The organism is Lentzea terrae (assembly GCF_003265345.1).
Classification (GTDB): Bacteria; Actinomycetota; Actinomycetes; order Mycobacteriales; family Pseudonocardiaceae; genus Lentzea; species Lentzea terrae.
This window is the reverse complement of sequence record NZ_QFWW01000026.1, coordinates 574,355-595,021: the sequence shown is the minus strand read 5'-3', so window position 1 is coordinate 595,021 and position 20,667 is coordinate 574,355. Positions and strand designations below refer to the sequence as shown.

The following is a 20,667-nucleotide window of genomic DNA, read 5'->3' as shown; positions in this document are numbered from 1 at the left end:
GCGATTCTAGGCGACCAGCTCAGAGCACCGCGTCACTGCATGTAGCGGCGGAGCTCAGTCAGGTGGCTGATCAGCTCGTCCAGCTGGAACGCGTCGAGCTGCGCGGACTCACCGGGCGGGGTGCGGAAGCAGACGCGACCCTTCTCGTTGAGGTACACCTCGAACGCACGACGGCGCCCTAGGGCGTCGGTGCACCCGATGATCTCCCGTTGCGGGGGCACGTCGGTACCTGTCTGCATGGGCGGCCTCCATGTCGTTTGTTCGTACATCTTGCGACAACGGTTGAGCGTTACCGTGCGGCGGGGAGTCACTCACCGATCTTCTTGGCCGACAACGTGATCACCGTGCTGCAGTCGACGACCTGACCCGCGGCCACGCTTTGTGCCGTTGTCTCCCAGTTTCGATCAAGAACGAGCATGCGACCACGCCCCGTCGCGTCTTGTTCCAGCAGCAGGTACAGGCCCGCTGCCTGCATCGTGTCCTGAGCGTACTGGTGCACCATCCCGACCACGTTCGGAACGGTGCAGGTCTTGGGCGCGGCGGCAGCGGGTGGCGGCGCGGCCGCAGTGGTGGTGGATGTCGTTTCGACAGCCGCGGGTGTGCTTGCCGGCGCAGCGCCCTGCTGGGGCACGCACGCGGCAAGCGCCGACAAAGCAACGATCGCCACGGCCGCCAGCTGCAGGTTCTTCGTGTTCGGGTGCCGCGCGGCGAACGTCATCGTGAGCTCCAAAGTGGTCCGGCCGGTTCGGCCGGTCCGTCGAGCCGCCAGGCGGTCTCGTTACCCAGGGTGCGCAAACGCCACCCGGTCAGACGATTTCCGTAACCAAATCCCTTAGGCTGCGCGATATGCAGGTCCACGTCTCGTTCGTCTGCACCGGCAACATCTGCCGGTCCCCCATGGCAGCGCTCGTCTTCCGAGAATGGCTGTCGCGCGAAGGACTGTCGTCCTTCGTCACCGTGTCCAGCGCGGGAACCGGTGGGTGGCACGTGGGCGACCCGGCCGACCCGCGGACGATGAAGGCGTTGGCGGACAACGGATATCCCACCGACCACGTGGCCGCGCAGGTCGGCGCGGACCACCTGGACGCCGACCTGCTGGTGGCGCTCGACACGGGACACGCGCGGGCGTTGCGCCGAATGGTCGACCCCGACCGCGTGCGGCTGCTCCGTTCGTTCGATCCGGACGCCGACGACGTGGACGTGCCGGATCCGTACTACGGCGACGACGCGGGGTTCGCGGAGGTGCTGGTCATGACCGAGGCGGCGATGCCGGGGCTGATCGCGTGGGTTCGCGAGCAGCTCTGAGGACGAAGCTCCAGTCACCGCAGGCCACCGCTGCCGAGGCGGCGGGCCTGCGCTGGCTGCGCGTCGAGGGAGGTCCGCCGGTCCCGTTCGTGCACTCGGCGGACGACGGCCGGCTGGTGATCGACGAGATCCCGCACGGCACGCCGAATCTTCAGGCAGCCGTGACCTTCGGACGCCGGTTGGCGACCCTCCACCTGGCAGGTGCACCCGCGTTCGGCGCCCCACCGCCCGGCGGTCCGCGTGAGGCCACGATCGGCATGGCCTCGATGGTCAACGAGCCCGCGTCGTCCTGGCCGGAGTGGTTCGCCGCACATCGAATCAAGCCCTATGCCTCGCGCGCGGGCATCGACATGAGCGAGATCTGCTCGCGGATCACGTCGCTGGCAGGTCCACCGGAGCCGCCCGCACGGCTGCACGGCGACCTGTGGAGCGGCAACGTGCTGTGGGGCGCCGACGGCCAGGTGTGGCTGATCGACCCAGCGGCTCACGGCGGTCACCGGGAGAGCGATCTCGCGATGCTCCAGCTCTTCGGCTGCCCGTTCCTGGACCACGTCCTCGGCGCGTACCAGGAGATCGCGCCGCTGGCCGACGGCTGGCGCTCGCGGGTCCCGTTGCACCAGCTGTTCCCGCTGCTCGTCCACGCCGAGCTGTTCGGCGGCGGCTACCGCTCAGAAGCCGTGGCCGCCGCGCGTTCGGTTTTGCAAGGATGATGTTCATGGACCTCACCGGGTGGACGTGGCTCAACGAGCCGCGGCAGTGGTCGACCGATCCCCTGACCGTGCACGCCGATCCTTCGTCGGACTTCTGGCGGCTGACCGGCAACGGCGTGATCCGCGAGAACGGCCACCTCTACGGCGTCACGCTGGCCGGCGACTTCACCATCACGGCGACGTTCAGCGGTGAGTACGCGGCGCAGTACGACCACGCCGGCATCGGGCTGGTGATCGACGGTGAGAACTGGATCAAGGCCGGGGTCGAGGTGTTCGACGGGAAGCGGCAGGCCAGCACGGTGGTCACGCGCGGGTTCTCGGACTGGAACCTGGCGTTGACCGGGGAGTTCGCGCGGTTCACGATCTCTGCCGAGCGCAAGGGTGACGCGGTGTGGGTCCGGTACGGCGTTGACGACGAGGCGCCTGCCCACGTGCTGCGGAAGGCGTACTTCCCGCCGCAGATCGAGACCAAGGTCGGGATCATGGCGGCGAGTCCCGAGGGTGAGGGGTTCGCGACCCAGTTCCACGCCGTCGAGATCACCCGATAACTCGGTGCCGTCGTCTCGCGAGTCGGGCAGGCTGGCCGGGTGCCCATCTACGTGGACCCGAGCACGCAACAGGCTGCCGACCTGTTGAACGTGTTCCACTCGCACCTCGTCGGTCTGCTCGACGCGGGCGCGATCTCGTGCCACGAGTCGGCGGACACACCCAGGTCGACACCACGCCGCTGCTCGGTCACCTGCGGATCGACGACCTGCGCCGGCAACGAGCAGCGGACGAGTTGTCCAGGCTCACCCAAAACTGGACATGACCCAGTTCCACGAGGTCCAGCTCACGCAACTACCGTGAAGTCGTGCGGTTCAAGTTCCTCCTCAAGCCGGGCTGGCTGGCGCTGACCCTGGCCGTCTGGGTGTTCGCGGGTGCCTGCATCTACTTCCTGTCCCCGTGGCAGTTCGGCCGCAACGACGAGCGCCAGGCGCAGAACGCCGCCATCACCAAGTCGTTGAAGAGCGACCCGGTGCCGTACGGCGCGCAGCACGACGAGTGGCAGAAGGTCCTGATCAAGGGCCGCTACCTGCCGGAGCTCGAAGCGCTGGCACGGCTCCGGACGGTGCAGGGCGAGGCCGCCTTCGAGGTCATCACGCCGTTCGAGACCGAAGGCGGCAAGAGGATCCTGATCGACCGCGGGTACGTGCGGCCGGTCAACGGCATCAAGCCGCCGGACTTCCAGCAGCCGCCCACCGAGACCGTCACGATCATCGGGCTGGCCAGGCCGAACGAGTCGAACGACACGCCCGCGTTCGAGCAGGACGGCAGAAGGCAGATCTACTCGATCAACAACAAGGCCATCGCCCCGAACGTCGAGCCCGGCTACTTCCAGCTGATCGAGAACCAGCCGGGTGCGCTCGCCACGTTGCCGCTCCCGAGGATCGAGTCCGGGCCGTTCTTCTCCTACGCGCTGCAGTGGATCGCGTTCGGCGTCATGGCGGTCGGCGGCTGGCTGTACTTCACGATTCGCGAGGCGCGGCCGGGTGGCGTGCTCCACGAGCCGAGGAAGCGCAAGAAGTCGATCGCCGAGCTACTTGCGGAAGACGGCGACGAAGGCGCTGACCAGGGCGGCACCGAAGCCGACGACTCGGGACAGCTCCACGGCACGCGTCACGTGACCTGAGTCCGGGTTGCGGCCGTGGCCCAGCACCGGGCGTTCCTCCACGCCGTGCGCGTAGACGGTTCGGCCGCCCAGGCGGATCTCCAGAGCGCCCGCGAACGCCGCTTCCACCTGGCCGGCGTTCGGCGACGGATGGGCTGAAGCGTCCCGGCGCCAGGTCTCCAGGGCTTGCGAGGCCGAGCCGCCGACCACCGGGGCGCCGCCGACCGTCAGCACCGCGGCCAGCCGGGAGGGCAGCAGGTTCAGCAGGTCGTCCAGGCGTGCGGAGGCCCAGCCGAACCGCAGGTAGCGCGGCGACTTGTGCCCGACCATCGCGTCCAGCGTGTTCGACGCGCGGTAGCCCAGCAGGCCCGGAACGCCGAAGACCGCGCCCCAGAACAGCGGCGCCACCACGGCGTCGGAGGTGTTCTCGGCCACTGACTCCACGGTCGCGCGCGCCAGACCGGACGTGTCCAGCCGGGAAGCGTCACGGCCGCACAAATTGGGCAGCCTCGAACGAGCTGCCTCCACGTCGCCCTCGGACAGCTCGTGGCCCATCGACGTGCCCTCGGCCGCAAGCGAACGGCCACCGAGCACCGCCCAGGTCGCCAGACCGGTCGTCAACGTCTGCGCCAGCCAGTGCCGCCGGGCCAGCCGCTCGACAGCCACGCCAGCAGCCACGGTCCCGCCCACCAGCACGGCCGTGTAGGCCACCCCGGCGGCTTCGGAGTCGGCGTGCATGCGCTTCTCCAGCGCGGAAGCAGTCGAGCCGAATGCCGCTACCGGGTGAAATCGGCGTGGATCACCGAACACCGCGTCTGCCGCCACGCCCAGCAACAACCCCAACGCGCGACCCGCGCCCACGGCATCCTCCCCAGCTCGTCGTAGGCACGGTAGCGCCGCATCACGACAGCGCGCGCATTAGGGTGGCCGGTCGTGGAGCACAAGCGGCTGAAGTTGTACGCCTATCTGGACGCGCGCGATCACCAGCGCACGTACCTGGCGATCATGCGGCTGTTCACCTCCACGCTGCTGGCCGACCTGTCCGCGGGCGAGGTCGCCGGCGCACTGGCGGGTCAGGAAAGGGAAGGCCGCGTCGAACCCGGCGAGAGCCGCATCGAGAACGTCATCAACCGCCTCAAGCAGCTGGTCGAGTGGGGCAACCTCGTCCAGGGCCGCAGGGAGGTCGTGGCCGCCAGCATCGCCGAGTTCCAGCACGGCAGCGTCCGGTACCAGGTGTCGAAGCTCGCGGTACGCGTCCAGCGTGACGTCGACGAGCTGCTCAGGGTCCCGGAAGGCGCCCGCGAGGTCTCCCGCGAACTGCTCCCCGCCATCGAACGCGGCCTGAACGAGCTGGGCGGCAGCCTCTCGGTCGCCCTGCTCAACGAAGGCGACAAGACCAAGGAACTCCTGGCCGAGCGCGTCACGACGCTGTTCCTGCAGCACGCCGAGCTCGCCGCGACGGTCCGCGACTTCTACGCCTATCTCGGCCAGGTCGTCACGCGGAACCACCTCGCGCCGGACGAGATCGCGGGCTTCCGCAACCTGCTGGTCGAGTACATCCAGCGGGTCGTCGAGGACGTCCTGAAGTACACGCCCCCGATCGCGGAGGCCCTCGCCGGACTCACCAAAGCTCGAAGCGAACTCCTCCGCCTGCTGAGCACCGACCTGGGCGTGAGCGTCGAACGAGCACGAGGCCGCACGCCGGAGGACTGGCAGGAGCTGACGGACTGGTTCGTCGACCGCCCAGGCCGCCCGAGCCAGGTCACGGCGCTGCGAGAAGCCACCGCCCGCGCGATCGGCAGCCTCCTGGCCAGCGTGAAGCGGGCGACGTCCGGCGGCGGGCTCGTCCCCGGCAGGCGGGCCGAACTGCTGAAGCTGGCGAGCTGGTTCGACAACTCGACCAGGGCAGAAGCCCACGAGATCTACGCGGCGGCGTTCGGCCTCTACTCCGCACGCCACCTCTCCCCCGCGCCGGAACACGACTCGGACAACGAGCGCACCCCGTGGCGTGACGGCCCGGTCTGCGATGTCACCGTCTCAGTGCGGACCCGAGGCGACCGAGGAGCGCGCGGCAGGCCGAGCAGAATCCTCGACGACCCCATGACCGAGCAGTCGCTGCTCGCGGAGGCCCGGGAGGCCGACGAGCTCCGCGCCAGGCACGTCGCGGAGCTCACCAAGGCCGCGGGGAACCTGGAGAACACCACGCTCACGCACGGCGCGTTGGAGGTCTTCTGCGAGCTGCTGACGCTCGCGATGGCCCAGCGTGACTCGCCGCAGGACAGCGGATCGGCCAGCGACCCCGTGCGCGGCCTCAAACTCGAGATCGCCCACGGCACCACGACGCAGATCAAGTCCGCCGCCGGGACGCTCACCCTGCACGACGCGACGGTGGCCCTGAAGCAATGAACCACTTGGACAACCTCTCCGACATCGACGCCGCCAACGTGGTGCGGTGCGCCCGAACGTTGCTGCGCAGGCCACTCCTCCGCTCCGATGGCCCGGACGGCGAGCTGCTCAGCCTCGTCTACCGGCACCGGGCGACGCTGCAGGACCTGTTCGCGGGCCTGCTCGGCTACCGGCTCGTGGTGGAACGCCGGTTCGCGCGCCTCTACAAGTCCGGCCCCGGCCGCGACGACACCCGCGGCGTGCTCAGCATGTCCCCGCGCGGCTACGCGTATCTGGCTCTGACCCTCGCCGTGCTCACAGGCATCGGCCGGCAGACCCTGCTGAGCAGACTCGTCGCCGACATCCGTTCCGCCGCCGTCGAAGCAGGCATCGACGCACCGGACGACGTCACCGAACGCCGCGCGCTCACGGCAGCGCTGCGCCACCTCGTTTCCCTTGGCGTGCTGCAGGAGACCGAGGGCTCGGTAGCGCAGGACATGATCCCGCAGGAAGCCCTGATCACGATCGACACCGACCTGCTGGGCCAGCTCGTCACGGGCCCGGTCGGGGAGGCCCAGGATCCCGCTCACCTCATCGAGCTCGCGGCCCGTCCTGGACCGCGTGGCGTCGAGCACGCGGTGCGGCGCAAGCTCGTCGAGACGCCGCTGGTGCTCTACGCGGACCTGCCGGACGACCAGGCCGAGTGGCTGCGCCGCAACCAGCGCAAGGAAACCGCGTTGCTGGAGCAGGCGTTCGGCCTCTACACCGAGTGCCGCGTCGAGGGCGTGCTCGCCGCCGACCCCGAGGACTTCCTGACCGACCTGTCGTTCCCCGGCGTCTCCACGGTCGCGCGCATCGCCCTGCTGGCCTTGCCCGACCTGGTCGACGACGAATCCGAAGACCCGCCCGCCCGGCACCTCGTTGCCACCGAACGGATCCGCGAGGTCTGCGCCGGTCTGGTCGAGGACTACCCTGCGGCGTGGTCGAAGCAGTTCACCGACGACCTCGACCGGCTGGTCGCCGAGGTGACGGAGCTGTTGCGCCGCATGGGTCTCGCCGTGCAGACCGAAGAAGGCTGGTCCATCAGCGCGGCCGCACACCGCTGGCTGCCGGAACCGGACGGCGACCCCGAACGAGAACAACCGGAACCCGTTGTGGTGCCTGAAGTACCGAGCTGGTCCCTGTTCGATGAGGAGAACGTGTCATGAGCAGGTGGCGGCTGCACCGCGGCGGCGTGGTCAACATCTGGCAGTACACCGAGCAGACGTTCGACTTCTCCGGTGGCCGCGCGATCTTCCAGGGCACCAACGGTTCCGGCAAGTCCCGCACGCTGGAGCTGCTGCTGCCGCTGTGCCTGGACGGCGACCTGCGCCAACTCGGCTCCAAGGGCTTCGACACGGTCAGCATCCGGCGCCTGATGCTGGACGACTACGACGGCGGCCCGAACCGCATCGGCTACGCGTGGGTCGAGCTGATCCGCGAAGCCGCCGACCACAGCGGCAACGAGTACCTGACCTGCGGTCTCGGCGTGAAGGCGTCGAAGACCTCGCAGGCGATCACGGACTCGTGGCGGTTCGTCACGCCCATGCGCGTCGGCACGGAACTGCAGCTCGCGGGCCCTGAACGCGTCCCGCACGGCCCGGCACAGCTGCGGGACCTGATCGGCGCGGACTGCATGTTCGAGGAACCGGCCTTCCGCGCGAAGATCGCCGACGCCGTCTACGGCGTGCCGGCAGCGCGTTACGGCGACCTGCTGCACCTCCAGCGCACGCTGCGCAACCCGGACGTCGGCCTGAAGGTCCTGGAAGGACAGCTGGAGCAGATCCTCAGCGACGCCCTGCCGCCACTGGACCAGGCCATGGTCGAGCAGCTCGCGACGTCGTTCGACGACCTGGAGTCGATCCGCGAGAACATCGTGCGACTGTCCTCTGCGGACAGTGCACTCGGCACGTTCCTCAAGACCTACAGCGACTACGCGTTCGGTGGACTTCGAAGCGCCTCCGAACGGGTGGAGTCCGCCGAGAAGTCGGTGACGAAGCTGCGCCGCGAGCAGTCGAAGCTCACGCAGGAGCTGGACGTCACGCGGATGGAACGCGCGGCGTCCGAGCAGGCACTTGTCGACATGGAGACCGGCGAGCAGCAGGCAGAGGAGACCATCGCGGCGCTGAAGGAGCTGCCGGCGTTCCGCGACCTGCAGGACCTCAAGACGCGCGAGAACCTGGTGGCGGAGAAGCGTTCCTCCGCCGTTGCCGCTCTTGAAACGGCACACCGCCAACGTGCGCAGGAAGACGCCGCCGTCGACAACGTGCTGCGGCTGCTGCGGCGCCTCGCCGAAGACCTCCAAGCCGCCGACGCGCTGAGCGATCCGTTGCGCGAGAACCTGCGCCTGGCCGGCATGGACGCCGACCTCGCGCCGGACGTGCCGCAGGTGCCTGCTGCCGAGGCCACGGTGACCACGGACTCCGTGCGCGCCAAGCCGGATCCCGAGGCCGAGCCGCTGCCGATCGAACGCCGCGTGCCGCCCGCCGCCGCGACCGAGGACGTGCTGGCCGCACTGGCGTCGGTGACCGACCAGACTTCCGGCATCGCTTCCCTTGCGCGCCAACGGGGTGCGCTCGCGTTGTCGCTGCACGAGCAGGCGCTCCAGCTGGACGCGCAACACCGCGAGGTGGAGTCGTTGCGGCAGAAGGCCCGCGACGCCCAGCTCGGCGCGACCGAGTCGACCGCGCTGCGCAACCAGGAGCTGCAGGAGCTGGCCGAGGTCGTGCAGACCTGGCTGGAGCAGGTCGAGGTGTGGACGACGAGCGGGCCGTTGCTCGACGAACGTCCGGCAGACGCCCTGACGTTGCCCCAAACCCCGGATCCGGCAGCGGCGAAAGCGTTGAGCGCCACCGCCCGTGAGTGGGTCGGCCCGTTGGTGCAGACGGCTCGCGACGCGGCGCACGCGTTGACGCAGCAACGCACCGAACTGCGTGCTCGCCTGGACACGCTGGACGAGGAGCTCGTCGGCCTGCGCTCGGGCAACGAGCGGGTGCCGGTGCCGGGCCAGTACACGTCCGCGGACCGCGACCCGGCGGTCGGCGCGCCCTTCTACCGCCTGGTGGACTTCGCGCCGTCCCTCAGTGACGACGAACGAGCAGGCCTGGAGGCCGCGCTGCAGGCGAGCGGCCTGCTGGACGCCTGGGTCACGCCGCACAACAGCGACCTGACCGACGTGCTGGCGGTGCCGAGGCCCGCGGTCGACGGCCGCTCGCTGGCCGACTACCTGGTGCCGGCCGTCGAGGGCTCGCCGGTGCCCGAGTCACTCGTCGCGGACCTGCTGCGTGCCGTGTCGCTGGACGACATGGCCACCACCGGCGACTGGCGCACGGGCGTGCTGACCGGCCGCTGGACCAAGCCGGAGGCCGAGTTCATCGGCGCGGGCGCCCGCGAAGCCGCCCGTGGCCGCCGAATCGGGGCTCTGGAAGAGGAACTCGCCGAGCTGCGCAAGCAACTCGGCACCGCGGAGGACGAACTGGCCCGCGCCCACGACCACGTCGCCACCTGGGAGGCGCACGTCGCGGCGTTCCCCGGCGACGGCGAGCTGATCGCGAAGCACAGCCGTGTCCAGGCCGCCGAGGAGTCCGCGGCACGGGCCCTGCAACGGACGTTCGAGCTGCGGGACGCCTTGGAGAACGCCAACTCGCGGTTGGAAGCGGCACGGTCGGAGCTGACCCGCCAGGCAGGCGACGCCGGCCTGCCCAGTGACACCGAAGCTCTCCGCCAAGCCCAAGCAGCGGCAGCAGATGCCCAGCGCACGGCCGATCTGCTCGGCGACGCGGTGAAGAGGCGTTGCCAGGGCACGATTTCCGACCTCACGGACGCCTCGCACCGCTACCACGAGGCCGTCGCGGACCGGCAGACCGCGGAGACCGACGCCGATGCCCGGTGCGTCGACTACGCGGCGCAGGCAGGAACGTTGGCCGAGCTGACCGACGCGGTCGGCGGTGAGGCCAAGGAGATCAGCGAGCAGCTCACGCAGTTGGAGAAGTCGCGCAAGAAGATGCGCGAGGACCTCAAGGGCGTGCGCGAGAGCATCACCACCGCGCGTGAGCAGGCAGCGAAGCTGGAAGCGTTGCTGGAGACCAACTCCACGCAGGTCGCCGAGGCCCAGGACGGCTTGGAGCGCGCAACGGGCAACTTCCAGGCCACGCTCAGGGCACCCGGACTGCTGGCAGCGGCCTTCCAGGAGGTTCCCGAAGAGTCCTTGGTGCGCCAAGCCATCGCGGACGCGGGCGACCGTCGTGGCGGCACCGAGGCCACCGTGATCGCCAAGCTCCAGGCCCTGCAGACGTCCCTCGCCGGCAGCCACGACATCGCCGCCGAACAGCACGCCGGACTGCTCACCGTCACGGTGACCGGCGAGGAGGGCGCGAAGCCCGTCGCCGTCGCCGCCCGCCAGGTCACCACGAAGCTGGCCGAGCAGCGCGGGTTCCTCGACGAGCAGTACCAGGGCATCTTCGCCGACTACCTGATCCGCGACCTGGCCGAGTGGCTGCGCGGCCAGATCACCGTCGCCGAGGACCTGACCAAGCGCATGAACGAGGTCCTCTCCCAGGCCCGGTCCAGCCAGGGCGTGCACGTCAAGCTGGCCTGGAAGTCGTCCAGCGCCCTCGACGACCAGACGCGGCAAGCGCTTGCGCTCGTGCGCCTCCCGTTCGGCGAGCGCACGCCGGAGCAGGACGCCACGCTGCGCCGCGTCTTCACCGAGCGCATCGAGAACGAGCGCGACACGCACTCCGGCGGTTATGCGGAGATCCTGTCGCGGGCGCTCGACTACCGGACGTGGCACCAGTTCACGGTGACCGTCGCCGACACCGGCCCCGACGGCAACCCGCGCGAACGGCGGCTGCGTCAGCTGTCGTCCGGTGAGACCCGGCTGATCTCGTACGTGACGCTGTTCGCGGCGGCGGCGAGCTTCTACGACGCGGTGAGCGACGAGTTCGACCCACTCCGGCTGGTGCTGCTGGACGAGGCCTTCGAACGCCTCGACGACCCGACGATCGCGCGCATGCTCGGGCTGCTGGTCGACCTCGACATGGACTGGGTGATCACCTGGCCGAGCGGCTGGGGCGTGTCGGACAAGATCCCGCGCATGCACATCTACGACGTGCTGCGGCCCAAGAACGGCCGTGGTGTCGCGTGCACGCAGACGACGTGGGACGGCGCGGCGCTGGACCGCATCGACCCCTAGAAGGGCACTTCGGTGCCCAAGGGGGCAGTTCCACGCCCGGAGAGCGCGCGGCAGAACTCAACGGCGTCGAACTCCAGCGAAGGGCCGCCGGAACCCCACGTGCCACCCGCGGGTCCGGTCAGCCTGAGCGTGAACGGCTGACCGTGCCGCGCAGCCCACTCGCAGCCCACTCGCGGACCACGTCGTCGACGAGCACGCCGTCGTGGTCGGCCGTCAGCACCAGCGGAGCGCCGACGGCCCGCGAGATGTCGACGCGGTGCATCCACGGGTCGCGGGTCATGATCACGTCGTTGAGGAAGCCCAGCGTCCACTCCTCGTCCCGGCCGTTGACCAGCTGCGTTCCCGGCATCTTCCGCCCGCGCAGGAACCACGGCGTGCGGCGTCTCGCTTTCGCGGCGCGCGGGGTCACCTCGGCGTACCGGGAGACGATCTGGGCAGGTGTCATCTGCGCGCGTTCGTCGATCTGCAACGCGGTCAGCTCGTCGATGAACACGCCGTCCTGGGACTGGGCGAGCTTGACCTGACGCAGGCTCTCCCGCACCGACGCGGACATCTCCGCCATGCCGAGCAAGTGCGCTGCCATCGCGCGCACGTCCCACCCCGGGCATTCGGTTGGCTTCGCCCAGTCGTCCGGGGCGAGGCCCTGCAGCAGCGCGAGGAACCGTTCGTACTCGGTCTTCGCGAGGCGCATGGCGGTGTCGCGGTCGAGCGCGGAGGTTCTGGGTTTCGTGGCCAATGCGGCGGTCATCTTCTGCTCCTCAGCGGAGGTCCGGGAAGGTCGAGGTCGTCGGCGAGCATGTCGATCACGCGGGGCAGCTGGCTGGTCCAGCGGTCACCGCCGGGGTCGTTGGCGAACTGCCGGTCCAACAGGCCGCCGCCGAGCGCCAGGAAGAGGTCGACGTCGGCGGGGTCGGTGATGCCGAGCCGGCCCATCGCCTGCTGCAGGAGGCGCATGACCTCGACAGACGGGGCGTAGGCGGCCTCGGACGGCACGAAGCCGGGGATGGCTCGCTGGTTCATCAGCTGGTAGCGGGCCACGTCGGCGACCGAGAAGTCGAAGAAGTGGCGCGCCATGGCCAGCAACGCCTCGCGCGGCGCTTCCGGCAGGTTCGCGAAGTGCTGCTCGGCCTGGGCCAGGAAGACAGTCCAGGCGTGGCCGAACATCGCGTCGTAGATCGCGTTCTTCGAGTCGAAGTGCGAGTACAGCGACGGTGAGCGCATCCCGATCATGGCCGCCACCTCGCGCAACGTGACGGCGGCCAGCCCGTCGCGGCGCGCGATCTCCCACGCCGCGTCGACTATCTCCCTTCGGGTAGCCTCACGCCGTTCGGCTTGCCTATCACGATTAGGCAGAACGCTCATGGTTAGGTACAGTCCGCTCGCCCGGACGTTCTGTCAAGGCCTAAGTTGGGCGTCGTGATCGAGTACGACCGTCCTGAGCTGGCCGACTTCTGGCGCCTCGCCCGCGAGACGATGGAGGGCGGCGGACGGTCGGCGTTCAGCTTCCGCGTCGAGGACGAACGCACCGCCACCGCTCTCGGCGAACTGCTGCGCAAGCCGGTCGCACATCCAGCCCGCCGCCAGATCTCGCTGGCCCGCCTCGACGAGCACCTCCGCGCCCACGGCAGCACCCTGCCGGAGGTCCTGGAGTCCGTGCACGGCACGCCGGTCGCCCTGTCCACCTCAGCGGAAGCCTCGACCGCGGACGCCGTCCTGAAGTTCGCCCTGCGCGAGCACGGCCTGCTGCACGCCCCCTGGGCCGCCGAGTGGATCGAGCACGTCCGCAGGTACGGCAAGATCCCGCAGCCCGCGCTGCCGATGATCGCGAACCAGGCCGCGGCGATCCTCGCCCGGCTGAAGCCGTCACCGAGGCAGTGGACGACGAGGTACGCCTTGGCGGGCAACGACCTCGACGACGGCCGCCCGCTCACCCGCATCGTCCACAAAGCACTCACCCTGGCCGGCACCGACTGGGAACGCGCCGGCGTCCTCCCCGACGCCTACCGCAACCCGGTGCTGACCTCGCAGGGCTACCTCACGCTCAACGACACTCTCGAAGCCGGGGAGGTCACCGTCGTGCGCAGCCCGCGCCTGCTCGAGTCCGGCCTGCCCGGACCGTTGGTGGTGCTCCCGAACGGCCTGACCCCGCAGGCCAAACACCACCTCGACGGCAAGACCGTCCGCTGCCACCACGACTTCACGCCCGACGGCATCCGCGTGACCAACGAGATCCTGGCCTGGACGGGCGGCACGGCCTGGCAGATGTCAGCCGACGACTACCGCGAAGCAGTGGCCACGTTGATCGCACGCGGCGTCGAACTGCCGACCCTGAACTCCCGCCCTCCAACGGCCGACTGGGACGCGGACTTGGCCGAGACCATGGCCACCACGGGCTTGATGGTCACCGAGGAGCACGTGCTGCCGTCACTCCTCTGACTGTGACTCTGCCGGGGCGAACCGCTTGACGTCCCACCGACCGTGCCCCTCCATCAGCTTGCGCCCGATCCGGCGCAGGTCGGCGAGGTCGCGCTCGTTCAGCAGCCCGGTGAACTCCTCGGCAACCGCTGACCGGTACACCCGCGCGGTGACGCCCTGGCACGCCTCCTCGCCCGCACTCGTCAGCACGGCGTGGACGAGCCGCCGGTTGTCCGGTGGCTGCTCCCGAGTGACCCAGCCGCGCTTGACCAGCCGCTCGATCAGCCGCGTGACACCGGACGGACTCACGTCCAGCAGCTCGACGAGCTCGGACATCTGCAACCGCCCGCCGTTCCGGAACAGCTGGTAGAGCGCCACGTGCTCGAGCAGCGAGCAGCCGGCGTCCTCTTCCATCCGCCGCCCCATCGCGGCCCTCACGGCGTCCACGCCCTGCTGGACGTACAGCCAGGCAAAAATCGGCTCGGTCACCACCTCATCCTAAATGACGTTTGACGACGGCACGTTTTCACGCTCAAATGTTGAGCATGAAAACGACAGTTGTGGGTGCCGGTCCGGTCGGTCTGCTGCTCGCCTGCGAACTAGCCCTACACGGCGTCCGCACCACCGTGCTCGAACGCCTCACCGCCCAGGCCGACACCATCAAGGCGCAGATGATCAGCGGCCGCACGTACGAGATGCTCGCCATGCGCGGCTTCGGGCACGCCATCGACGCCGCGAGCGAAGCCGACGCCGCCCGCCTGGCCTGGCACAGCCGCGGCTCCACCGGTCACTTCGCCGGACTGTTCAAACTGGACGGTCTGCCGCTCATCATGCTCATGCAGCAGACGCTGGAACGAGCGCTCGAAGCCCGCGCCCGCGAACTGGGCGTGGAGATCCGCCGCGGTGTCGAGGTCACCGAACTCCCGGACGCCGACTTCGTCATCGGTTGCGACGGCGGCCGCAGCACGGTCCGCAAGCTCGCCGGCTTCGACTTCCCCGGCACCGGCCCCAGCCTCACCGGCTACCAGGCCATCGTCGACCTGGACGGCGACCTGCCGTTCGGCTGGCACCGCACGCCGCACGGCGTCCACGCCTTCGGCCCGCTCAAGGGCCGGATCATGCTGATGGAGTTCGACGGCCCGCCGGAGACCAGGGACGTGACCCGCGAGTCACTCGAAGCCGCCCTGCGCAGGGTCAGCGGCCGCGACGTGCGCATCACCGCCGTCCACACCGCCACCAGCTGGACCGACAACACCCGCCAGGCCACCACCTACCGCCGCGGCAACGTCCTGCTGGCGGGCGACGCGGCCCACGTCCACTCGCCGTTCGGCGGCCAGGGCCTGAACCTCGGCCTGCAGGACGCGCTCAACCTCGGCTGGAAGCTCGCCACCGGCGACTCCGCGCTGATCGACACCTACACCACCGAACGCCACCCCGTCGCGGAACGGGTGCTGCGCAACACCATGGCCCAGGTCGCGCTGACCCGTCCGGACCCGCAGTCCCGCGAGCTGCACGCGATGTTCAGCGACCTGCTGGACCTGCCGGAGGTCAAGTCCCGCATCTCCGCGATGATCCAGGGCACCGACATCCGTTACGACACGGGCTGCGACCACCCGCTGGCCGGCACGTTCGTCCCCGGCCTCGACCTGTCCGACGGCAAGGGCACCAACATCGCCCTGAACGGCCTCGAAGCCACCATCCGCCCGGACGGCTACATCGAGCAGATCGCCTGACAACCTTGCTCGCCCGAGGCAAGCCGAGTCGTCTGTCGCAAATGGACGATCAACGGAATGCAGGCGGGACGCCGCGGCCGCAAAGCCGCGGCGTCCGATCGCTTTCGCGGGCGTTACTGCGGGCAGGCGTAGTTGCTGCCACCACCCGGCAGCAGGTCGTCACGGGTCCAGCCGCGCTTGCCGGTGCGGACGTTGCGCAGGTAGGTCCACGTGGCCCTGTCGCTGCCCAGCGTCCAGCAGTAGTAGTCCAGCCGGTCGGAGGGTTCGCTCGCGCCGACCGACGTGCAGGACGTGGACGAGCCCGTGCGGATGCGCGCACCGGAACTGGCGCCCGTGATCGCCGAGATCGGGTCCCTGTTCGGTGGCACCACCGAGCTGTTGCAGGCGTAGTGCTGCACCGACACACCGTCACCCTTCGGCGGTCCCGCTTGTGCCGGAGCCGCGATCAGCACCGTCGGGAGCGCCGCGCACGCGACAGCCGCCGCCAGCTTCGCCATTCCCCTCATGTTCTCCCCCTTCATGGAATTCCTCCTGGCAGAGAGCGACTCTCCTCCCGACGGGTGAACTTCTCAAGACTGTTGCACCAGAACGGAAACGTCGCGCCATCATGGCGATCCGGGGGCTTCGACCAGGGGGAATCTCTTGCTGCGCTTACACTTCACGACCGACGACCTCGTGCGCACGACCGTCGCACCGACCGCGGACCCGCTGTGGGAGGTGCTGCTCGCGGGTCACCGGTTGCGCGACCGCGTTCATCCACCGGTTTTCCACGGCTGGCTGGACGCGGTGCGGAACCGGCTCGACCGCCGCGATCCGGCGCCGCGCCTGCTGCACCTGCTGGCGCCGGTGTCGGAACTGCTGGTGCCGCCGGAGTCGGCCGGCGGACTGGAGGCGGGGCTGGCGGCGCTGTGCGCGACACCACCGCACCGGCTGGCGGCGGTGCTGGACCGCTTGAGACCGTTGCCCGCGTGGGCCGACCCGCTGCTGAGCGGACCACGCGGGCCGACCGTGCTCGCCGACCTGCTGCGGCACCTGCACTCGGTGCTCGTCGAACCGCACGCCGAGGCGGTCCAGGAGAGCGTGACCGCCGATCGGGCTCGCCGCGCCCGCGACCTCGTGGACGCCGGCGTGAACGGCCTGCTCGCCGGTCTGCGCCCGCACGCCCGGTGGGACGGCTCCACGCTGGAGGTCGACACCCCGCACGACCTCGACCTGCACCTGCGCGGCCGGGGGCTGCGCCTGGTGCCGTCGTACTTCGGCCGCCTGCCGGGCACGCTCACCGACCCCGAGCTGCCGCCGGTGCTCGTGTACCCGATCTCGGACGCCGACCGGTGGACGGCAACCGCGCCCAGCGGACTGGACGAGCTGCTCGGCCCGACCCGCCGCGCCGTGCTGGAGTGCGCCCGCACGGGCACCGGTACCACCGAGCTGGCCCGCCGCGTCGGCACGTCACCCGCGTCGGTCAGCCGGCACACCGGGGTGCTGCGCGGCGCGGGCCTGCTCCGGACGACCAGGCACGGCGCGCGGACCGTGCATTCGCTGACCACGCTGGGCGAGGCCCTGGTGTCCGGACGCATGCCGGCGGCCGAGGTGTGAGCGCGGCAACCGGGTGGTGCGTCAGTCCTGCAAAGCCCAGGACTGCAGCATCCGGAACGCGATCGAAGCCCCACCGGCGAGCCCGAGCCCGGGCACACTCCCGGGCTCCTCGATCGCCTTGCGGACATCGGCCCGCGAGACCCACTTGGCCTCGGCGATCTCACCGTCAGCGGGCCGCAACGGCTCAGCAGGATCCGCCACGGCCTCGAAGCCGATCATCAACGACCGCGGGAACGGCCACGGCTGCGACCCGAGGTACCGGATGTCGCGCACGGCGACGCCGACCTCTTCGAAGATCTCCCGTGCCACGCAGGCTTCCAGCGACTCGCCGGCCTCGACGAACCCGGCCAGCACGGAGAACCTGCCCTCAGGCCACTCCGGTCCACGGGCGACGAGCACCTGATCCGCGCCGTCGTGCACGAGGCAGATCACCGCGGCATCGGTGCGCGGGTACTCCTCCCGCCCGCACCCGGAACACGCGCTGACCCAGCCGGACTTCTCGAACACCACGGCCGCACCGCACTTGGCGCAGAACTTGCCGAGCCGATGCCACTGGAACAACGCCGCGGCCGTGGTGAACAACCCGGCCGACGTGTCGTCCAACGTCGCCCCGGCCTGGCGGAGGTCCAGCCACTGCGGCGAATCCGTCAGCTCCGGCAGCATCCAGGAACGACCGACGGGAACTTGCCCGTCCTCCTCCGCCGGCATCAGCACGGCGAAGTAGGCCACGCCGTCCTGCTCCCCGAGCAGCGCGGCACCCAGCGGCGGCTCGTCGCCGAACTCCAGCGCGGACCGGTCGACCACGCGGGTGCCGCGGTCGGCCACCAGGGTCCGCCCGCGCGTGTCGACCACGATCATCCGGGCCTTGGGCCACAGCGCGGCGATTCGCTCGGAATCGCCGCGCAACGGCTCGGACCGGTCGATCGCGAACCGCGACAGCGCGGGCAGACCGACTAGATCGAAGCTCACTGGAACGAAACCCCGCCCAGGGCCGACAGCTTCGGCTTGAGCAGCTCGGCGTCGCCGACCAGCACACCGGTGAAGTTGCCGGGAGCGAAGAACTCCAGCGCCGCCGCGGCGACCTGCTCCGGCGTGACGGCCTGCAGGCGCTGCGGGTGCGCCACCAGCCAGTCGATGCCGAGGCCGAGCGCGACGAGGTTCACCAGGAACGACGCCAGGCCGGACTGCGAAGACGTCGTGGTGAGCAGCGTGCCGATCGCGTAGCTGCGCGCGACGTCCACTTCGGACTCCGTCGGCGGCACCAGGCCGAGCCGGGCGAGCTCGTAGCGGGTCTCCAGCAACGCCGCCGCCGTCACGTCGGAGGCCGTGTCCGCGTCGATCAGCAGCGTGGCGCCGTGGATCGTGAACTCGGGGTGCGAACGGGCGCTGTAGGTGTAGCCCTTGTCCTCGCGGATGTTCTCGACCAGGCGCGACGAGAAGAACCCGCCGTAGACCAGGTTCGCGAGCTGCAGCGCGGGGTAGCGCGGGTCGGTGCGCGGAATCGCCTGTGCGGCAAGGCGGATCTGCGACTGCACGGCACCGGCGCGGTGCACCAGCAGCACGTCGCCACCCTCGACCTCGGGCAGTGGCGGCAGCTGGACGGCCTCGCCGTCGCCCTGCCACGTGCCCAGCGCGTCGCCGATCTGCGCGACGGCCTCCGCGGGTTCGACGTCGCCGACGATCACGAGCACCGAGCCGCGCGGCAGCAGAGCCTTGCCGTGCAGCGCCACCACGTCGTCACGGGTGACGGCGGCGACCTCGTCGGCCTCCGGCATCTCCTTGGCGTACGGGTGGTCGCCGTAGAGGACCTTCTGCAACGCCTCGCGCGCGATGACGCTCGGCTGCGAGCGGGCGATGGTGATGCGCTCGACGAGCCGGGCGCGCTCGCGTTCCAGCTCCTCCGCCGGGTACGAGGCCGAGGTCAGCACGTCGCGCAGCACGTCCAGGACGGTGCCGAGGCCGGTGGCCAGCGCGTTGCCGGTGATGCTCAGGCGCTCCGGGTCGACCACGGAGTCGAGCTCGCCGCCGACCAGCGCCAGCTCGGTGTCGATCTGCACGCGGGACCGGGACGCGGTGCCGGTCAGCACGGTGTTCGCGAGCAGCTCGGCCACCGCGGAGTGCTGCGAGCCCGTGCTCGACGCGGCCGGGTCGGCGAACGGCACGCGCAGCCGGATCTCGACCATCGGCACGGTGGCACGGCGCACCGCGATCACCCGCAGGCCGTTCGGCAGCACGGTGTCCACGGTGGACAGATCGGCGGCCGCCTTCTGCACGCCCAGTTCGGGGAGCGGACGCGGACCGACTTCGGTGCGCCCGATCTCCTCGGCCGAACGATGGGTCTTGGCGGCGGTCACTGAGCTCCTCCGGTGGGCTTGACGAGAAGAAGGGCACGGGCGTCGGGACGCAGGGCCTTGGCCGCTGCGGACACCTCGTCCACGGTCACCGAGGCGATCCGCTCGGGCAGTTCGTAGATCAGCTCGGCGCGGCCGAACAGCAGCTCCGCGGAGCCGAGGCCCAGCGTGCGGTTCGTGAGCCGGTCGTGCTCCTTGTGCATGGTCGACGCCCAGCGCGCGGTGACCTTCGCCAGCTCCTCTGCCGACGGCGGCTCCTGCGCGAGCTTCTGCAGCTCCTCGTCGATCGCCGCGACGACCTGGTCGGGCGAGACCTCGGCGGTGTGGATCGCGGTGATGCTGAACGTGTCCGGGTCGCGGGCTTCCAACGGTCCGAACAGGCCGCAGCCGGCGTTCAGGTCGATCACGATGCCCTCGCGGTGCACGAGGCGCTGCTGGAGGCGCGAGCTGTCGCCGTCGGTCAGCACGCCGGCGAGCACCAGGTACGCGAGGTAGCCGTCGATGTCGGTGACCGGGTCCGGCACGCGGTAGCCGATCGCGATCGCGGGCAGCGGGGCCAGCGCGTCGCCGTGCTCCTGCCGCACCTCGCCCTGCGGTGCGGGCTCGGCGAACGAGGGGCGCTCCGGCTTGGGCCGCGCGGGCACGTCGCCGAAGTGCTTCTCCACCAACGCCTTGGTGGTCTCGACGTCGAGGTCGCCCGCGACCGTCAGCACCGCGTTGGACGGCGAGTAGTAGGTGTCGAAGAACTCCGCGCAGTTGTCGACCGTGGCGCTCTCCAGGTCGACGAAGTCGCCGTAGCCGTTGTGCGCGTTGGCGAACGTCTTGAACAGCACCGGCGGCAGCAGGATCCAGGGGAACCCGCCGTACGGGCGGTTCAGCACGTTGAGCCGGATCTCCTCCTTCACCACGTCGATCTGGTTGCGGAGGTTCTCCTCGGTGAGCTTCGGCGCGCGCATGCGGTCGGCCTCGAGGAACAGCGCCCGCTCGAGCGCCGCGCTCGGCAGCACCTGGTAGTAGTCGGTGTAGTCCGGGTGTGTGGACCCGTTGAACGTGCCACCCGACGACTGCACATGTCGGAAGTGCGCCAGCTTCTCCAGGCTTTCACTGCCCTGGAACATCAGGTGCTCGAAGAGGTGCGCGAACCCGGTGCGCCCCTCCGGCTCGGAGCGGAAGCCGACGTCGTAGTGCACGCTGACGCCGACGACCGGTGCGCTGGCGTCGGGGGCGAGCACCACCCGCAGGCCGTTGGGCAACGTGAACCTGTGCAGTTCGGGTGAGGCCATGCCCG

21 protein-coding genes are annotated in these 20,667 nt (G+C 70.2%); 10 read left to right on the top strand and 11 right to left on the bottom strand.

Annotated elements, in window-relative coordinates; translation table 11 throughout:
- Positions 1-32 precede the first annotated feature (32 nt).
- Complete coding sequence (locus tag DI276_RS34480) at positions 33-239, bottom strand: hypothetical protein (RefSeq protein ID WP_030472678.1); 207 nt, start codon at positions 237-239, stop codon at positions 33-35.
- Positions 240-307: 68 nt separating this feature from the next.
- The gene (locus DI276_RS52590) at positions 308-718 is read right to left on the bottom strand and encodes a PASTA domain-containing protein (protein ID WP_232837108.1); all 411 of its coding nucleotides are present in this window, start codon (positions 716-718) and stop codon (positions 308-310) included.
- A gap of 128 nt (positions 719-846) precedes the next feature.
- Here DI276_RS52590 and DI276_RS52585 point away from each other — a divergent pair, with 128 nt between their 5' ends.
- Genes DI276_RS52585 through DI276_RS34465 form a run of 3 tightly spaced genes read left to right on the top strand, consistent with a single transcriptional unit; the run spans position 847 to position 2,563 of the window.
- Positions 847-1,305 (top strand): low molecular weight protein-tyrosine-phosphatase, encoded by a 459-nt coding sequence (locus DI276_RS52585; protein ID WP_232837107.1) that lies wholly within the window; start codon positions 847-849, stop codon positions 1,303-1,305.
- Complete coding sequence (locus tag DI276_RS34470) at positions 1,284-2,015, top strand: fructosamine kinase family protein (RefSeq protein WP_232837106.1); 732 nt, start codon at positions 1,284-1,286, stop codon at positions 2,013-2,015. Before DI276_RS52585 ends, DI276_RS34470 begins: the two co-directional genes overlap by 22 nt.
- Positions 2,016-2,020: 5 nt before the next feature.
- Positions 2,021-2,563: a DUF1349 domain-containing protein gene (locus tag DI276_RS34465; protein WP_232837105.1), complete on the top strand. Its 543-nt coding sequence runs from the start codon at positions 2,021-2,023 to the stop codon at positions 2,561-2,563.
- Positions 2,564-2,610: 47 nt separating this feature from the next.
- On the opposite strand, the gene DI276_RS34460 is transcribed toward DI276_RS34465, so the two are convergent.
- Positions 2,611-2,814, bottom strand: coding sequence for a hypothetical protein (locus DI276_RS34460; protein WP_112271201.1), 204 nt, complete (start codon positions 2,812-2,814; stop codon positions 2,611-2,613).
- 54 nt (positions 2,815-2,868) lie between these two features.
- Between DI276_RS34460 and DI276_RS34455 the strand changes: the two genes are divergently transcribed.
- On the top strand, positions 2,869-3,687 hold the full coding sequence (locus tag DI276_RS34455; RefSeq protein ID WP_112271198.1) for an SURF1 family cytochrome oxidase biogenesis protein: 819 nt from the start codon (positions 2,869-2,871) through the stop codon (positions 3,685-3,687).
- On the opposite strand, the gene DI276_RS34450 is transcribed toward DI276_RS34455, so the two are convergent.
- Positions 3,595-4,527, bottom strand: coding sequence for a cobalamin biosynthesis protein (locus DI276_RS34450; RefSeq protein WP_112271196.1), 933 nt, complete (start codon positions 4,525-4,527; stop codon positions 3,595-3,597). The genes DI276_RS34455 and DI276_RS34450 overlap by 93 nt on opposite strands.
- Before the next feature lie 72 nt (positions 4,528-4,599).
- Here DI276_RS34450 and DI276_RS34445 point away from each other — a divergent pair, with 72 nt between their 5' ends.
- The 3 genes from DI276_RS34445 to DI276_RS34435 are packed head-to-tail and all read left to right on the top strand — an operon-like array spanning position 4,600 to position 11,284.
- The gene (locus tag DI276_RS34445) at positions 4,600-6,072 is read left to right on the top strand and encodes a DUF2397 domain-containing protein (RefSeq protein ID WP_112271186.1); all 1,473 of its coding nucleotides are present in this window, start codon (positions 4,600-4,602) and stop codon (positions 6,070-6,072) included.
- Positions 6,069-7,259 carry a TIGR02678 family protein gene (locus DI276_RS34440; protein ID WP_112271184.1) on the top strand — a complete coding sequence of 397 codons (1,191 nt, stop codon included), beginning with the start codon at positions 6,069-6,071 and terminating at the stop codon, positions 7,257-7,259. Before DI276_RS34445 ends, DI276_RS34440 begins: the two co-directional genes overlap by 4 nt.
- The gene (locus tag DI276_RS34435) at positions 7,256-11,284 is read left to right on the top strand and encodes a TIGR02680 family protein (RefSeq protein WP_112271182.1); all 4,029 of its coding nucleotides are present in this window, start codon (positions 7,256-7,258) and stop codon (positions 11,282-11,284) included. Before DI276_RS34440 ends, DI276_RS34435 begins: the two co-directional genes overlap by 4 nt.
- Before the next feature lie 118 nt (positions 11,285-11,402).
- On the opposite strand, the gene DI276_RS34430 is transcribed toward DI276_RS34435, so the two are convergent.
- Together DI276_RS34430 and DI276_RS34425 are read right to left on the bottom strand one after the other, a co-directional pair.
- On the bottom strand, positions 11,403-12,032 hold the full coding sequence (locus tag DI276_RS34430; RefSeq protein WP_198681076.1) for a maleylpyruvate isomerase family mycothiol-dependent enzyme: 630 nt from the start codon (positions 12,030-12,032) through the stop codon (positions 11,403-11,405).
- A complete protein-coding gene (locus DI276_RS34425; protein ID WP_112271180.1) occupies positions 12,029-12,646 on the bottom strand; it encodes a TetR/AcrR family transcriptional regulator in 618 nt (205 codons plus the stop codon). The genes DI276_RS34430 and DI276_RS34425 overlap by 4 nt, the downstream gene beginning before the upstream one ends.
- Before the next feature lie 54 nt (positions 12,647-12,700).
- On the opposite strand from DI276_RS34425, the gene DI276_RS34420 reads away from it, so the two are divergent.
- The gene (locus DI276_RS34420) at positions 12,701-13,720 is read left to right on the top strand and encodes a DUF2399 domain-containing protein (protein WP_157985109.1); all 1,020 of its coding nucleotides are present in this window, start codon (positions 12,701-12,703) and stop codon (positions 13,718-13,720) included.
- On the opposite strand, the gene DI276_RS34415 is transcribed toward DI276_RS34420, so the two are convergent.
- Positions 13,709-14,188 carry a MarR family winged helix-turn-helix transcriptional regulator gene (locus DI276_RS34415; RefSeq protein ID WP_157985108.1) on the bottom strand — a complete coding sequence of 160 codons (480 nt, stop codon included), beginning with the start codon at positions 14,186-14,188 and terminating at the stop codon, positions 13,709-13,711. The two genes, DI276_RS34420 and DI276_RS34415, sit on opposite strands and share 12 nt — an antisense overlap.
- Before the next feature lie 56 nt (positions 14,189-14,244).
- Here DI276_RS34415 and DI276_RS34410 point away from each other — a divergent pair, with 56 nt between their 5' ends.
- Positions 14,245-15,432, top strand: coding sequence for an FAD-dependent monooxygenase (locus DI276_RS34410; protein WP_198681075.1), 1,188 nt, complete (start codon positions 14,245-14,247; stop codon positions 15,430-15,432).
- Between the two features lie 113 nt (positions 15,433-15,545).
- On the opposite strand, the gene DI276_RS34405 is transcribed toward DI276_RS34410, so the two are convergent.
- On the bottom strand, positions 15,546-15,953 hold the full coding sequence (locus tag DI276_RS34405) for an SH3 domain-containing protein (RefSeq protein WP_157985107.1): 408 nt from the start codon (positions 15,951-15,953) through the stop codon (positions 15,546-15,548).
- Between the two features lie 121 nt (positions 15,954-16,074).
- Between DI276_RS34405 and DI276_RS34400 the strand changes: the two genes are divergently transcribed.
- Positions 16,075-17,028 (top strand): ArsR/SmtB family transcription factor, encoded by a 954-nt coding sequence (locus DI276_RS34400; RefSeq protein WP_112271169.1) that lies wholly within the window; start codon positions 16,075-16,077, stop codon positions 17,026-17,028.
- A gap of 21 nt (positions 17,029-17,049) precedes the next feature.
- On the opposite strand, the gene nudC is transcribed toward DI276_RS34400, so the two are convergent.
- Genes nudC through DI276_RS34385 form a run of 3 tightly spaced genes read right to left on the bottom strand, consistent with a single transcriptional unit; the run spans position 17,050 to position 20,662 of the window.
- On the bottom strand, positions 17,050-17,997 hold the full coding sequence (nudC, locus tag DI276_RS34395; RefSeq protein WP_112271167.1) for an NAD(+) diphosphatase: 948 nt from the start codon (positions 17,995-17,997) through the stop codon (positions 17,050-17,052).
- Positions 17,994-19,382 (bottom strand): M16 family metallopeptidase, encoded by a 1,389-nt coding sequence (locus DI276_RS34390; RefSeq protein WP_112271165.1) that lies wholly within the window; start codon positions 19,380-19,382, stop codon positions 17,994-17,996. The genes nudC and DI276_RS34390 overlap by 4 nt, the downstream gene beginning before the upstream one ends.
- Positions 19,379-20,662, bottom strand: a complete 1,284-nt coding sequence (locus DI276_RS34385) for a M16 family metallopeptidase (RefSeq protein ID WP_112271163.1) — start codon at positions 20,660-20,662, stop codon at positions 19,379-19,381. The genes DI276_RS34390 and DI276_RS34385 overlap by 4 nt, the downstream gene beginning before the upstream one ends.
- Between the last annotated feature and the right edge of the window lie 5 nt (positions 20,663-20,667).